This is a genomic window from Pseudomonas corrugata, assembly GCF_050920615.1.
GTDB lineage: Bacteria > Pseudomonadota > Gammaproteobacteria > Pseudomonadales > Pseudomonadaceae > Aquipseudomonas > Aquipseudomonas corrugata.
In genome coordinates, this window is record NZ_CP130434.1 from 4,720,823 (window position 1) to 4,735,178 (window position 14,356).

Annotated in this window: 12 protein-coding genes; 7 read left to right on the forward strand and 5 right to left on the reverse strand. The window is 59.4% G+C overall.

Annotated features, from left to right (window positions below):
* Positions 1–30: 30 nt before the first annotated feature.
* Positions 31–921, reverse strand: a complete 891-nt coding sequence (prpB, locus tag QZH45_RS20820; RefSeq protein ID WP_024776829.1) for a methylisocitrate lyase — start codon at positions 919–921, stop codon at positions 31–33.
* A complete protein-coding gene (locus QZH45_RS20825; RefSeq protein WP_024776830.1) occupies positions 918–1,631 on the reverse strand; it encodes a GntR family transcriptional regulator in 714 nt (237 codons plus the stop codon). Before QZH45_RS20825 ends, prpB begins: the two co-directional genes overlap by 4 nt.
* A 291-nt stretch (positions 1,632–1,922) precedes the next feature.
* On the opposite strand from QZH45_RS20825, the gene QZH45_RS20830 reads away from it, so the two are divergent.
* The 4 genes from QZH45_RS20830 (at position 1,923) to pabB (ending at position 6,612) form a co-directional block, all read left to right on the forward strand.
* Positions 1,923–2,459 carry an ATP-dependent zinc protease family protein gene (locus QZH45_RS20830; protein ID WP_024776831.1) on the forward strand — a complete coding sequence of 179 codons (537 nt, stop codon included), beginning with the start codon at positions 1,923–1,925 and terminating at the stop codon, positions 2,457–2,459.
* Positions 2,460–2,464: 5 nt separating this feature from the next.
* Positions 2,465–3,997 (forward strand): inactive transglutaminase family protein, encoded by a 1,533-nt coding sequence (locus QZH45_RS20835; protein ID WP_024776832.1) that lies wholly within the window; start codon positions 2,465–2,467, stop codon positions 3,995–3,997.
* A complete protein-coding gene (locus QZH45_RS20840) occupies positions 3,997–4,983 on the forward strand; it encodes an alpha-L-glutamate ligase-like protein (protein ID WP_024776833.1) in 987 nt (328 codons plus the stop codon). The genes QZH45_RS20835 and QZH45_RS20840 overlap by 1 nt, the downstream gene beginning before the upstream one ends.
* Positions 4,984–5,268: 285 nt before the next feature.
* Entirely contained in the window at positions 5,269–6,612 is a 1,344-nt protein-coding gene (gene pabB / locus QZH45_RS20845) for an aminodeoxychorismate synthase component I (RefSeq protein WP_053194281.1), read from the forward strand.
* 144 nt (positions 6,613–6,756) lie between these two features.
* Here pabB and thrH read toward each other — a convergent pair whose 3' ends face one another.
* Positions 6,757–7,374, reverse strand: coding sequence for a bifunctional phosphoserine phosphatase/homoserine phosphotransferase ThrH (thrH, locus tag QZH45_RS20850; RefSeq protein WP_024776835.1), 618 nt, complete (start codon positions 7,372–7,374; stop codon positions 6,757–6,759).
* Positions 7,375–7,528: 154 nt separating this feature from the next.
* On the opposite strand from thrH, the gene QZH45_RS20855 reads away from it, so the two are divergent.
* The 3 genes from QZH45_RS20855 to QZH45_RS20865 all read left to right on the forward strand — a co-directional run bounded on the left by QZH45_RS20855 (position 7,529) and on the right by QZH45_RS20865 (position 11,119).
* Positions 7,529–8,269, forward strand: coding sequence for a phosphoadenylyl-sulfate reductase (locus QZH45_RS20855; protein ID WP_024776836.1), 741 nt, complete (start codon positions 7,529–7,531; stop codon positions 8,267–8,269).
* A 531-nt stretch (positions 8,270–8,800) separates the two neighbouring features.
* Positions 8,801–10,330, forward strand: coding sequence for an NCS1 family nucleobase:cation symporter-1 (locus QZH45_RS20860; RefSeq protein ID WP_069018295.1), 1,530 nt, complete (start codon positions 8,801–8,803; stop codon positions 10,328–10,330).
* A 60-nt stretch (positions 10,331–10,390) separates the two neighbouring features.
* Positions 10,391–11,119, forward strand: a complete 729-nt coding sequence (locus QZH45_RS20865; protein WP_069018296.1) for an aspartate/glutamate racemase family protein — start codon at positions 10,391–10,393, stop codon at positions 11,117–11,119.
* Positions 11,120–11,263: 144 nt separating this feature from the next.
* On the opposite strand, the gene QZH45_RS20870 is transcribed toward QZH45_RS20865, so the two are convergent.
* Positions 11,264–12,187 (reverse strand): LysR family transcriptional regulator, encoded by a 924-nt coding sequence (locus tag QZH45_RS20870; RefSeq protein WP_024776839.1) that lies wholly within the window; start codon positions 12,185–12,187, stop codon positions 11,264–11,266.
* Positions 12,188–13,175: 988 nt separating this feature from the next.
* Positions 13,176–14,237: an AraC-like transcriptional regulator QhpR gene (gene qhpR, locus QZH45_RS20875; protein ID WP_432783489.1), complete on the reverse strand. Its 1,062-nt coding sequence runs from the start codon at positions 14,235–14,237 to the stop codon at positions 13,176–13,178.
* Between the last annotated feature and the right edge of the window lie 119 nt (positions 14,238–14,356).

The window sequence follows — 14,356 nt, forward strand, 5'->3', positions numbered from 1 at the left end:
CAGTTCTTGAATTTGTAGGGAATCGGCCCGTTATTTTTTCGCAGCGAACAACGCATCGAGCTTCTGCTCGAAGGTGTGGTAGTCGATACGATCGTAGAGCTCCATGCGGGTCTGCATGGTGTCGATCACATTCTGTTGCGTGCCGTCGCGACGGATTGCGGTGTAGACGTTTTCGGCGGCCTTGTTCATGGCACGGAACGCCGACAGCGGGTACAGCACCAGGGACACGTCGGCACCGGCCAACTGCTCGGTGGTATAGAGCGGCGTCGCGCCGAACTCGGTGATGTTGGCCAGGATCGGCGCCTTCACGCGGCTGGCGAACAGCTTGTACATCTCGAGTTCGGTAATCGCTTCGGGGAAAATCATATCCGCACCGGCTTCGATGCAGGCGGCCGCACGGTCCAGCGCGGACTCCAGGCCTTCCACCGCCAGGGCATCGGTGCGGGCCATGATCACGAAGCTGTCGTCGGTGCGGGCATCAACGGCAGCCTTGATGCGGTCAACCATTTCCTGCTGCGAGACGATCTCCTTGTTCGGCCGATGGCCGCAACGCTTGGCACCGACCTGGTCTTCGATGTGGATCGCCGCCGCGCCGAACTTGCTCATCGACTTGACGGTGCGAGCCACGTTGAACGCCGAGGAACCAAAACCTGTGTCCACGTCCACCAGCAGCGGCAGGTCGCACACGTCGGTGATCCGGCGCACATCGGTCAGCACGTCATCCAGGCCGGTAATGCCCAGGTCCGGCACGCCGAGGGAACCGGCTGCCACGCCACCGCCCGACAGGTAGATCGCCTTGAAACCGGCGCGTTTGGCAAGCAGCGCGTGGTTGGCGTTGATCGTGCCGACCACCTGCAACGGGTGTTCGGTGGCGACCGCATCGCGGAATCGCTGGCCTGGCGTGCTCTTGCTGGAACTCATGACTCACCTCGTTCAGTGGCGGCGCTGTCCTGGAAATGACGCGCAATGTTGCGTTTGGAAGCGCCGATGTGCCGGCGCATCAATAATTCAGCCAATTCGCCGTCACGGTCGGCGATGGCATCGAGAATCCGGTGATGCTCGGCAAAGGCCTGACGCGGACGATTGGGTGTGGTGGAGAACTGGATGCGGTACATGCGTACCAGTTGATACAACTCACCGCAGAGCATCTGCGTCAGGGTGCGGTTGCCGCTGCCCTGGATGATCCGGTAGTGAAAATCAAAATCGCCTTCCTGTTGGTAATAGCCGACGCCGGCCTGGAATGCCGCGTCGCGCTCATGGGTTTCCAGGACCTGGCGCAGTTCGTCGATTTCCGCCAGGGTCATGCGCTGGGCTGCCAGGCGGCAGGCCATACCTTCCAGGGACTCGCGGATTTCGTAGAGCTCCAGCAACTCGGCATGGCTCAGGGACACGACCCTGGCACCGACATGAGGCACCCGCACCAGCAGGCGCTGACCTTCCAGACGATGGATCGCTTCGCGCAACGGGCCACGGCTGATGCCGTAGGTACGGGCCAGCTCGGGCTCGGAGATCTTGCTGCCAGGGGCGATTTCACCCTTGACGATGGCGGCCTGGATACGTCGGAAGACGTTTTCGGAAAGGGTTTCCGAGTCGTCTTGGGCCAGCACCGGCACTTCGAGCTGATCGAGCATATTGTCGACACCTTTAGAATCAATACGACAAAAACTAAACAATCAAAGCGTATTCGTCAAAACAAAAAACAATATTGTCGACAATCGTCTAATAGAGCGCTCCATCCCGGCCGTCTTTTTATCAGGCTCGCAGCATCCGGCCAGCGGTGGCGTCAGAAAACCACCGTGCTAGAATGCCGCGGCTGTTGGCCGCCCCCTGCTCTTCTTGCAGGAGAGAAAAGGCTACCGAAGGAGCTTGTGCAGTAATGCCAGGGCCTGAACCGATAAACGGAACGCCGTGCACCAGGATCTATGACATTCAAGCCCTTATCCGCTGTTCTCTGCTTCATCTGCCTGCCGGGGCTCGCTGCGGCGGGTGAAAAGACCGTGTACGGCCTCAACGAATATGCAGCGCTGCAGGGCATCGACCTGGAAGTCGCCGCCAAGCTGGACACCGGGGCCAAGACCGCCTCCCTCAGTGCCCGCGACATCAAGCGCTTTAAACGCAACGGCGAATCCTGGGTGCGTTTTTACCTCGCCATCGACGCTGCCCATTCGCACCCCATCGAACGTCCGCTGGCCCGAGTCAGCAAAATCAAACGCCGCGCCGGTGACTATGACCCGGACGAAGGCAAGAAATACACGGCCCGGCCGGTCATCGAACTGGATATCTGCATGGGCTCGGCCCTGCGCAGCATTGAAGTGAACCTGACCGACCGCAGCGCCTTCCAATACCCGTTGCTGATCGGTTCCGAGGCGCTCAAGCGCTTCGACGCACTGGTCGACCCCAGTCTCAAATACGCTGCCGGCAAACCCGCCTGCACCAATGCCGCTCTTACCGCAGAGTAATTCCAATGCGCGCTCTTACCCTCCATTTGAAAATGCTGATCGCCATCCTGGTGGCGCTGGGCCTGTCGGTGACGGCTTATCAGATTTTCGTGCTCGGCATCCCGGTGACCGAAGATGCCACGGACGATCTGTGGAACATCGATGCCAAGGTCGAATTCGTGCCCAACGCCAAGGATCCGGTGAAGATCCAGATGTTCGTGCCGCCGCTGAGCCGCGATTACGTCAGCCTCAACGAGAGTTTCATTTCCAACAATTATGGCGTAGCGGTGAACCGGATCGACGGCAACCGCAAGGTGACGTGGTCCGCTCGTCGGGCCAAGGGTAACCAGACACTTTATTACCGCCTGGTGTTGACCAAGCGCTACAGCGCCGAAAAAACCAAGCTCAAGGGACCGACCTTCCGCGACAGCATCGCCATTGAAGGCCCGGAGAAGATCGCCGCCGAAGCCCTGCTCGCGCCGATCCGCCAGCATTCGGCCGACGTCGAAACCTTCATCGGCGAAGCCATCAAGCGGGTCAACAACCTCAACGACGACAACGTCAAGCTGCTGCTGGCAGGCGACCCGTCTTCGAGCAACAAGGCGAGAATCGTGGAGTTGGTACTGTCCATCGCCCACGTGCCGGTGGAGAAGGTCCACACCATCCGTCTGGTGGCCGATCAGCCGCAAACGCCGGAACTGTGGCTGCGCAGCTTCAACGGCAACGACTGGCTGTATTTCAACCCCGACACCGGCGAACAGGGTCTGCCCACCGACCGCCTGCTGTGGTGGACCGGCGATGAAAACCTGATCAGCATCGATGGAGGCAAGAAAGCCACCGTCACCTTCAGCATGAACAACAGCGAAATGAACGCCATTCGCCTGGCCAAGCTGACGGACGAGAACACCGACGCCAACTTCCTCGAATATTCGCTCTACGGCTTGCCACTGCAAACCCAGCAGACATTCATGATCATGGTGATGATCCCCATCGGCGTGCTGGTGATCCTGGTTCTGCGCAACCTGATCGGCCTGCAGACCCTGGGGACCTTTACCCCGGTGCTGATTGCCCTGGCTTTCCGCGAAACCCAGCTGGGCTTCGGGATTGTTCTGTTCACGGTGATCACGGCCCTGGGCCTGTCACTGCGCTCCTACCTGGAACACCTCAAGTTGCAGATGTTGCCGAGGCTTTCGGTGGTACTGACGTTCGTGGTGGTGCTGATCGCCGCCATCAGCCTGTTCAGCCATAAGCTGGGCCTGGAGCGTGGCCTGTCGGTGGCGCTGTTCCCGATGGTGATCCTGACCATGACCATCGAACGCCTGTCCATTACCTGGGAAGAGCGCGGCGGCGGCCATGCCATGAAGGTCGCCGTCGGCACTCTGTTCGCCGCGTCCCTGGCGCACCTGATCATGAGCGTGCCGGAGCTGGTGTACTTCGTCTTCACTTTCCCGGCAATCCTGCTGATTCTGGTGGGCTTCATGCTGGCCATGGGTCGCTATCGCGGCTACCGCCTGACCGAGCTGGTGCGGTTCAAGGCCTTCCTCAAGGCTGACTCGTAATGTTCGGTTTCTGGAAAACCTGGAAGGCCCTGGAAGCCCGGGGGATCATGGGGATCAACCGGCGCAATGCCGACTACGTGCTCAAGTACAACAAACGCAGCCTGTACCCCATCGTCGATGACAAGATCATCACCAAGGAACGGGCCATCATCGCCGGCATCCATGTGCCGGAACTGTACGGCATCATCTCCACCGAAAAGGAGATCGACAAACTCGACGGGATCATCGGCGGGCGCACCGACTTCGTGATCAAGCCGGCCCAGGGCGCCGGTGGCGACGGCATCATCGTGATTGCCGACCGCTTCGAAGGCCGCTATCGCACCGTGTCCGGCAAGATCATCAGCCACGAGGAAATCGAGCACCATATTTCCAGCATCCTCACCGGCCTCTATTCCCTGGGCGGACACCGCGACCGGGCGCTGATCGAATACCGCGTGGTGCCGGACCAGATCTTCAAGAGCATCAGTTACGAAGGCGTGCCGGACATCCGCATCATCGTGCTGATGGGCTATCCGGTGATGGCCATGCTGCGTCTGCCGACCCGTCAGTCCGGTGGCAAGGCCAACCTGCACCAAGGCGCCATCGGCGTGGGTGTTGACCTTGCCACCGGCCTGACGCTGCGCGGCACCTGGCTGAACAACATCATCGCCAAACACCCCGACACCACCAACGCGGTAGATGGAGTGCAACTGCCCTACTGGGACGGTTTCATGAAACTGGCCGCCGGCTGCCATGAGCTGTGCGGGCTGGGCTACATCGGCGTGGACATGGTACTGGACCAGGAGAAAGGCCCGTTGATCCTGGAGCTGAACGCCCGGCCGGGGTTGAACATCCAGATCGCCAACGACTGCGGCCTGACCCTGCGCACCCACGCCGTGGAAGCACACCTGGAAGAGCTCAAGGCCCGGGGGGTGGTTGAGACCGTGGAGGAGCGGGTGGCGTTTGCCCAGGCGTTGTTTGGGCATATTCCGCCGGTTGAAGGCTGAGCACTCAACCGACTTAATAGAAAACCTGTGGCGAGGGGATTTATCCCCGCTGGGTTGCGCAGCAGCCCCAAAACCAGTCACCTCTGTACATCAGATTGCCCGCGTTCAGCTGTTATGAGGGGGCCGCTGCGCGCCCCAGCGGGGATAAATCTCCTCGCCACAAGGGTTCACACCGCAGGAGTCTCGATAACCCTGGACTTGCTCATCTCCGACATCCCTCTAGGAGCAAATCCTACACAGGGATTACAATCGCTACCCCGCCTGAATGGCCGACCCACCCCGCCCATGCCGACCTGTTCCGTACACCCATTACCCTACCGCGCCAACCCCGCCGAGTATTTCGCGGCGATTCGTCATGCCCCCGGAAGCGTTCTGCTCGACAGCGGCCGGCCAAGCGCCGAACGCGGACGCTATGATCTGCTCAGTGCCTGGCCGCTGGAGCAGCTGGTGGTGCTGCCGGAAGAGAGTGGCGCCGATTTCTTGCAACGATTGCGCGCGCAACTGACGCAGTTGGGGCACGCTGTATTACCGGGCATGCTGCAATTGCCCTTCGCTGGCGGCCTGATCGGCTACCTGAGCTATGATTTCGGCCGACACCTTGAAGCCCTGCCCTCCCACGCCAAAGACGACCTGCAACTGCCCGACGCCCGGTTCGGCGTGTACGACTGGGCGCTGGTCAGCGACCACCAGGCCGGCACCAGCCAACTGGTGTTCCATCCGCATTGCCGCGAAAGTGAACGCCAGCGCCTGATCGCGCTGTTCAGCCAGCCGGTCCCGGCGACAGAGGCCGGCTTCAGACTTGAAAGCTCGATGGCCCCCGATCTCAATACCGACGAATATCGGCAGGCAATCGAGCGCATCCACGGTTATATCCAGGCCGGCGATTGTTACCAGGTCAACTTTGCGCAGCGATTCCGGGCTCCCTGCCGGGGGGATGCCTGGACCGCCTACCAGGCGCTGCGCGCAGCGTGCCCGACGCCGTTTTCCGGTTTCCAAAGCCTGCCCGACGGCGGTGCGGTACTGAGCCTGTCGCCCGAACGTTTCGTTAAAGTCAGCAAAAGCCATGTGGAAACCCGCCCGATCAAGGGCACCCGGCCACGTAGCCCATCGCCCGTCGAAGACGCGGCCCACGCCGCCGAACTGCTGGCCAGCCCCAAGGACCGGGCGGAAAACCTGATGATCGTCGACCTGCTGCGCAACGATCTGGGCCGCACCTGCCGGATCGGTTCGGTGCGCGTACCGGAACTGTTCAGCCTGGAAAGCTACCCGAACGTGCATCACCTGGTCAGCAGCGTGACCGGTGAGCTGGCCGACGGTAAAGACGCTCTGGACCTGATCGCCGGCAGCTTCCCCGGCGGCTCCATCACCGGCGCCCCGAAGATCCGCGCCATGCAGATCATCGACGAACTCGAACCAACCCGGCGCGGACTGTACTGCGGCTCCTTGCTGTACCTGGACGTGCGCGGAGAAATGGACAGCTCCATCGCCATTCGCAGCCTGCTGGTCAAGGATGGACAGGTGTGTTGCTGGGGTGGCGGCGGGATCGTCGCGGACTCGGACTGGCAGGCGGAGTATCAGGAGTCGATTACCAAGGTCAAAGTGCTGCTCGATACCTTGCAGAGCCTCTGAGCCTCAATACAGTCCTGTTTGATCGTTCCCACGCTCTGCGTGGGAATGCCGCCCCTGGACGCTCAGCGTCCGCTTGTGACGCAGAGCGTCACTGGATGCATTCCCAAGCGGAGCGTGGGAACGATCGATCAACAGCGTATGGGGTTACAGGCTCAGGTTGCGATTCGAGGCCTTGAGGAACTCCTGTTTCAACTCGGCAAAGCTGTGCACCGCCGGGAACTGCGGGAATTCCTGGATCACATTATCCGGCGCATGGAACAGAATCCCGGCGTCGGCTTCGCCGAGCATGGTGGTGTCGTTGTAGGAATCCCCCGCCGCGATCACCCGGTAATACAGGCTCTTGAAGGACAGGACCGACTGGCGCTTGGGATCTTTCTGACGCAGTTGATAGCCGGTCACCCGCCCACCTTCATCCGTGATCAGACGATGGCACAGCAACGTCGGGAAACCCAATTGGCGCATCAGGGGCTGGGAAAATTCGTAGAACGTGTCAGAAAGAATCACCACCTGGAAGCGCTCGCGCAGCCAGTCGACAAACTCTATAGCGCCATCCAGCGGCTTGAGGGTGGCAATGACTTCCTGTATGTCGGAGAGTTTGAGGCCATGCTCGTCGAGGATGCGCAACCGTTGCTTCATCAGCACGTCGTAGTCGGGAATGTCCCGAGTGGTTGCCCTGAGGGATTCAATCCCGGTTTTTTCGGCGAAAGCGATCCAGATTTCCGGGACCAGCACCCCTTCCAGGTCGAGACAGGCAATTTCCACAAGACACTCCCATTTTTTGATGTTTATCGGTTGAGCGAACAAAAGGCCTGACGACTCTAGCCGCAACGCACAGGAACGCGCCAGCCCCGGCCACTTTTGTTACCATCAGCGCCTATAGAGCGCACAGCGCCACCGACCTGTAGGAAACCGCCTGATGAGCCCAACGTTTGACGTCGTGGAACTCGCCACGACCTATGCCAACAAGTCTCCACAAGACATCCTCAAACTGGCCTTCGCCGAGTTCGGCGATGACCTGTGGATATCTTTCAGCGGCGCCGAGGATGTGGTGCTGGTGGACATGGCCTGGAAGCTGAACAAGAACGTCAAGGTGTTCAGCCTCGACACCGGTCGCCTGCACCCGGAAACCTATCGGTTCATCGATCAGGTCCGTGAGCACTACAAGATCGACATCGAACTGATCTCACCGGACCCTACGAAACTGGAGCCTTTCGTGAAAGAAAAGGGTCTGTTCAGTTTCTACAAGGACGGCCATGGCGAGTGCTGTGGCATCCGCAAGATCGAGCCGCTGCGCCGCAAGCTGTCCGACGTCCGCGCCTGGGCCACCGGCCAGCGCCGCGACCAGAGCCCGGGCACCCGCAGCCAGGTGGCCGTGCTGGAAATCGATACGGCGTTCTCCACGCCGGAGCGTACCCTGTACAAATTCAACCCGCTGTCGCAGATGACCAGCGAGGAAGTCTGGGGTTACATCCGCATGCTGGAGCTGCCCTACAACAGCCTGCATGAGCGCGGTTTCATCAGCATCGGCTGCGAACCCTGCACCCGCCCGGTACTGCCGAACCAGCACGAACGCGAAGGCCGCTGGTGGTGGGAGGAAGCCACGCAGAAGGAATGCGGGCTTCACGCCGGTAACATCATCAGCAAATCCAAGGCCTGATACTGCGCAGGAGCCGGCGATCTTTTGATTTTTCGCTTGAGACTCAACTGTCAGCGGAAAGATTGCAGGCTTCGCCACTTCCTACAGCGTGAATCTGTACACAAAACTGTCACCACAAGTGCCAGTTTTGTGTGCACTTATTCAGTGTCGCCCCGAAAAGTTACACTCCTTCCCGTTCCAACTCCCCGTCACTTCCCCTCCAGCATTCTTCTCGAAAATAAATACCTGTTCAAACGGTCAATTTATAAGCACAGAATTTCAGCAACTTATCTGGCATCGATAACTAATCGAAATCAGGGGCATTTCCGTTAGATCTCAGACTGGCATAAATCTGGCTTGAGACGACAAGTGTTTTGTATACAAAGCAAATAAAACATACACACACTTTCGATCCGCAAGCCTGAAGCGCCCTATCCCGTACAGGCTGCAGATGCCCCATAACCAATGATGCTCGCCGCGCCGCGACGAAGATTGCCGAGCCCCACGCTCACGCACAGTCATCGCCGCGCCGAGAATCAGGAGCCTGCCGGAATGCGTACAAGTCTCTCCAATAACATCGCGCTGGATCTATCCTCTTCAACCATTGCCTCCGATGATAAGACCGCAGCCACCCTGGCCTTGAGTCCGAGGTTGCACAACAAGGACCTGGCGCCGACCAAGGCCGAAGGTCGACGTTGGGGTCGCTACAGCATTTTTGCCCTGTGGACCAACGACGTACACAACATAGCCAACTACTCCTTCGCCATCGGCCTGTATGCGCTGGGCCTGGGTGGCTGGCAGATCCTGTTGTCCCTGGGGATCGGCGCGGCCCTGGTGTACGGTTTCATGAACCTGTCCGGCTACATGGGCCAGAAGACCGGAGTGCCGTTTCCAGTGATCAGTCGGATCAGCTTCGGCATCCACGGCGCACAGATTCCCGCATTGATCAGGGCCGTCATCGCCATCGCCTGGTTTGGCATCCAGACCTATCTCGCGTCAGTGGTTTTCCGAGTGTTGCTGACGGCGATTCATCCAGGCTTCGCCGACTACGACCACAACTCGATCCTTGGCCTGTCGAGCCTGGGCTGGGTGTGTTTCGTGGCGATCTGGTTCGTGCAACTGCTGATCCTGGCCTACGGCATGGAAACGGTGCGCCGCTACGAAGGCTTCGCCGGGCCGGTGATCCTGGTGACCGTCGCGGCCCTGGCCGGGTGGATGTACACCCAGGCCGACGCAACCATTGCCTGGTCGATCCGCGAGCCGCTGACCGGCGGCGAGATGTGGCGCAACATATTCGCCGGCGGCGCGCTGTGGCTGGCGATATACGGCACGCTGGTGCTCAACTTCTGCGACTTCGCCCGCTCCTCACCATGCCGTCGGACCATCATCGTCGGCAACTTCTGGGGCCTGCCGGTGAATATCCTGGTGTTTGCCGCCATCACTGTCCTGTTGTGCGGTGCGCAGTTCCAGATCAACGGACAGATAATCGAGAGCCCGACCCAGGTGATCGCCTCGATCCCCAACACCTTTTTCCTGGTGCTCGGCTGCCTGGCATTCCTGATCGTCACCGTGGCAGTGAACATCATGGCCAACTTCGTCGCCCCGGCCTTCGTGCTCAGCAACCTGGCGCCCAAGTATCTGAACTTCCGCCGCGCCGGATTGATCAGCGCCGCCATCGCCGTGCTGATCCTGCCGTGGAATCTCTACAACAGCCCGCTGGTGATCGTGTACTTCCTGTCCGGGCTCGGTGCCCTGCTCGGCCCGCTGTACGGCGTGATCATGGTCGACTACTGGCTGCTGCGCAAAGGTCGTATCAACGTGCCGCAGCTGTATAGCGAGGACCCGAACGGTGCGTACTTCTACAGCAACGGCGTCAACCTGCGGGCCGTGGCGGCATTCATCCCGGCGGCGCTGATCGCGATCGTCCTGGCGCTGGTGCCCGGCTTCGACAGCGTTTCACCGTTCTCCTGGCTGATCGGCGCTTCGATTGCCGGCCTGCTGTACCTGATCATCGCCAAGCGCCAAGCGTATTACGAGGACATCAGCGGTGAATCCATCGCTGTGGATAACGTCAGTCATTGATCGTTCAAGGCGTCCCGCCGGTCCGGGCCGCCGTCTTTTCTGCGTTAAAGGAAACTGCTCATGCGAATTCTTGTGGTCAACGTCAACACCACCGAATCCATCACCGAGGCCATCGCCCGACAAGCCCAGGCCGTGGCCGCCCCCGGCACCGAAATCGTAGGGCTCACACCGCATTTCGGTGCCGACTCCGTTGAAGGCAATTTCGAAAGTTACCTGGCCGCCATCGCCGTGATGGATCGGGTGTTGTCCTACGACCAACCGTTCGACGCGGTGATCCAGGCCGGCTACGGCGAGCACGGCCGTGAAGGTCTGCAGGAACTGCTCGACGTCCCGGTGGTGGACATCACCGACGCGGGCGCCAGCACCGCCATGTTCCTCGGCCATGCCTATTCGGTGGTCACCACCCTGGACCGCACCGTGCCGCTGATCGAAGACCGCCTCAAGCTTTCCGGCCTGTACGACCGCTGCGCCTCGGTGCGGGCCAGTGGCCTGGCGGTGCTGGAACTGGAGGAAGACCCGCTACGGGCAGTCGAAGCCATCGTCCGCCAGGCCGAACTGGCGGTCAGCCAGGACAAGGCCGAAGTCATCTGCCTGGGCTGCGGCGGCATGGCCGGGCTCGATGAGCAGATCCGCCAACGCACCGGAGTGCCGGTGGTCGATGGCGTGACGGCGGCGGTGACCATTGCCGAATCTCTGGTGCGGTTGGGGCTGTCGACTTCGAAGGTGCGCACCTATGCGACACCTCGGCCCAAGACCATCACCGGCTGGCCGGGGCGGTTTGGGCGGTGAGTTCACAGCTGTAGACCGCGTCGCCTCTATCGCGAGCAGGCTCGCTCCCACAGGGTCGTGGTGTCAGAAAATCTTCTGATCACCGCAAATCCATTGTGGGAGCGAGCCTGCTCGCGATAGGGGCGACGCAGTCTGAAGCCAGGCTCAAACCGCACTGAACCGCTCACCCAACCCCTGCGCGGCGAACTGCTCGATGATGAAGTCCACAAACGCCCGGGTCTTGCCCGGCAGCAGTTTGTGCTCGGCGTAATAAATGGAAATGTTGCCATCGTCGACGTACCAGTCCGGCAAGACCCGCAGCAAAGCACCGCTCTGCAGATAGGCCACGGCGAACGGCATGCTCACCAAGGCAATCCCCAGCCCTTGGCTTGCGGTAGCGCAGGCGGCTTCCGAATCGCTCATGGTCATGCGCACTTTGAGCGTCAGCGGGCTGTGTTGCCGGCTACGACTGGTCAGTTGCCACGAACGGATACGACCGGTTTGCGGTGAACGGATCAAGATGCCCTGGTGCTGTGCCAGGTCTTCCGGCTCGACCACCGGAGCCTGTTGCTGCAAATAGGACGGCGCGGCGACCAGTACCCGGTGAGCCACCGTCAGCTTGCGTGCAACCACTCCCGGGGGCAGTTCGAACCCGCCGCCAATGGCCGCATCGAAGCCTTGGCCGATCAAGTCGACCTGGCGGTTATCGAAATGCCAGTCCGGATTGATCGCCGGATACCGCCGCAGAAAATCCCCCAGTAATGGCACCACATACAAACGGCCGAACACGGTGCCCATGCTCACCTTCAGGGTACCTGCCGGCTGCCCACCGGCGCTGGCGAGGTTGGCGACGGCGTTCTGGATGGTATTGAGGCTGCCGCTCACTTCACCCAGGAACAATTGGCCCGCTTCAGTCAGTGTCAGGCTGCGGGTGCTACGCTGGAACAGCCGCACACCCAGACGCGCCTCAAGCTTGGCGACGCTTTTACCCACCGCCGCCGGGGTCACGCTCAGGCGGCGCGCGGCTTCGGCAAAGCTGCCGACTTCGGCGCTACGCACAAAGCATTCGATACTGCTAAAAGTCTCCATGGGCGCCACTCTAAACTTTTGGTTGATACAGACTGTAGCAAAGACCGTCTACACAAGCTTCAGTGGTCATTAGAAAATAAAATGAAGTCATTAGTTTCTGTAACGGAATCCGAACCCAGCTTGCTAAATGAAGTAACCAATCGAATCCCGGCAGGATAAATCCCAGAGTCCCAGAGTACTGAAGTCTTACTGTGAAGAACTGTTTAGCTGCGCATTGACTGATATCGCGTGCACGTCCGCTATCACCCAAAACACCTCAGTGTAAAAAACTGCAGTGCTAGGTAACGTACAAACTGACTGCAGAGAGCTGGCTCGATGATAGACAAACATCGAAATGCCCCCAGCCAGCTCAAAGCCAATCACGAGACAGAGCCTCCACCAGCTCGCTAACAACGACTTGAGACCTTGCGGGAACCAGTCGTACTGAGGGCATGATCGCTTAGAGCCATTTTCTGAGCGGCCGCGCATCGCAGCAAGTCTTAGCAGTTAGCTTCCGGGGGCACCGGGCGGCTAACGGCCATGGCTTTATACAAAACCAACTCGTCACCAAGAATCATATTGGCGAGCATCGCTGCGGGGCCATATCGGATAGGATCTGTTTCATAAAGCTGAACCTTGGCGGTGTTGGTTCAGCCAATAAACTACATGGTGTTTTCAGTGGATCAGTCTGTAACGACTGGCTTGGTGGTAGTGGCAGGCTTCGGCCTGCTCTTCATCGGATTTGCACTGCTCTGCCCATCAAAAGGCTTGGGCTTTCCAGCATTGGGTAATGAAAGCCTTAGAAAATGATTTCCGCGTCATGCAAACGAAACTTATGCCCATCGCTTGGTTCAATCCGCGGGTGGCTGAGTGGCGTCATACATCCGTGCCTACCAACCGGAAACGCCTGAGGGCTAACCCTCAAAGTGCGCGAACTAGTGGTGCTCGAAAAAGGCCACTGCTACGCACGAAACAGCTTGGCAGATGCACAGGATTCGCTGCCTTGAACCTACAACTCGTCGATTCTGGCGGATTCGCGAGTTCGATCTCTCCAGCGCTTGGGCGATGCCCCAAACCAACGATTGAAGGCGTGAGTGAAGCTCGACGTCTCTGTGTAGCCGAGAAGCTCAGCCAGCTTGGAAATGCTCATCGCGGTCTTCTCCAAGTAGTTGTACGCTAGCTCTTTGCGTACCGAATCGAACAAGCTACTAAAGGTATGCCCTTCATCTTTAAGCTGTCGCGTCAGCGTCCACACAGGTAGTCCCAAGCGGTCAGCAATTTGCTCAATGCGTGGCACGCCCGTGTGAATCGTTTCCACAATTTCAGAGCGCACGCGCTCGGCTAACGTGAAACGAACCGAACCGGCGAGGCGGATCACATTGAAGCTTTGCTTGGCGATTAGAAGCAACTGAGGGTCAGCCCCTGGCATAGGCCGCGAGAGATCCAAAGCATTTAAGACTATAGCGTTCGACTCCTGCTCGAATCTCACATCGGTACGAAACGCTTTCTGGTGATCTTGCCAGCACGCAGGTCGGCCATGGCTGAAGTGAACCTCCAAGGGAGCCCATCGTTCACCTAATGCACGACGCATCACGTTAAAGACATTGCCCAACGTCATCTCAGCATCGTGACGACGGCTGACGATGCTTCCATCAAGCAACCCGTACTCAAGTCGAACCTTGCCTTGGTGATGATTGAGTTTGAGCGAGCTACGGCTCTGAAAATCGGGGAAGTATCGGCTCATGTTCATCAATGCATCGCCGAGAGTCGCGGACGAAAGCCCAACATACCCCCATAGCCCGAGGTACTCGGGGCGATACTGGTTGCCCAGCCAAAGTCCGAAATTGTCGTTTTCCGTCAACAATGCAGCCGTATCAATGGCCTTGAGAAAGGCCGGAAGCGAAATGGGCTGGTTGGGATCACTCAGTACGTCAGGGTTAATCGCGGAACGTTCGAAGATGTCCTCAGCCTCTGCGCCCTGCTGACGCAGAAAGGAGGCAAATCCGGATACCACCGCCCCCATCACAGTTGCGGCTTGGGAAGTATCGCGAGCAGAAGTGGATCGGTGCATTTTCGACCTCCAGGGTTGCAGAGTCAGGCAACCAAAACTATGCAAGCCGCGTACCGCCAGCACTTCGTAGCGCTTTCTAAGTTTCCTCAAAAAAATCACCACTCAAAAATGCACCAAGC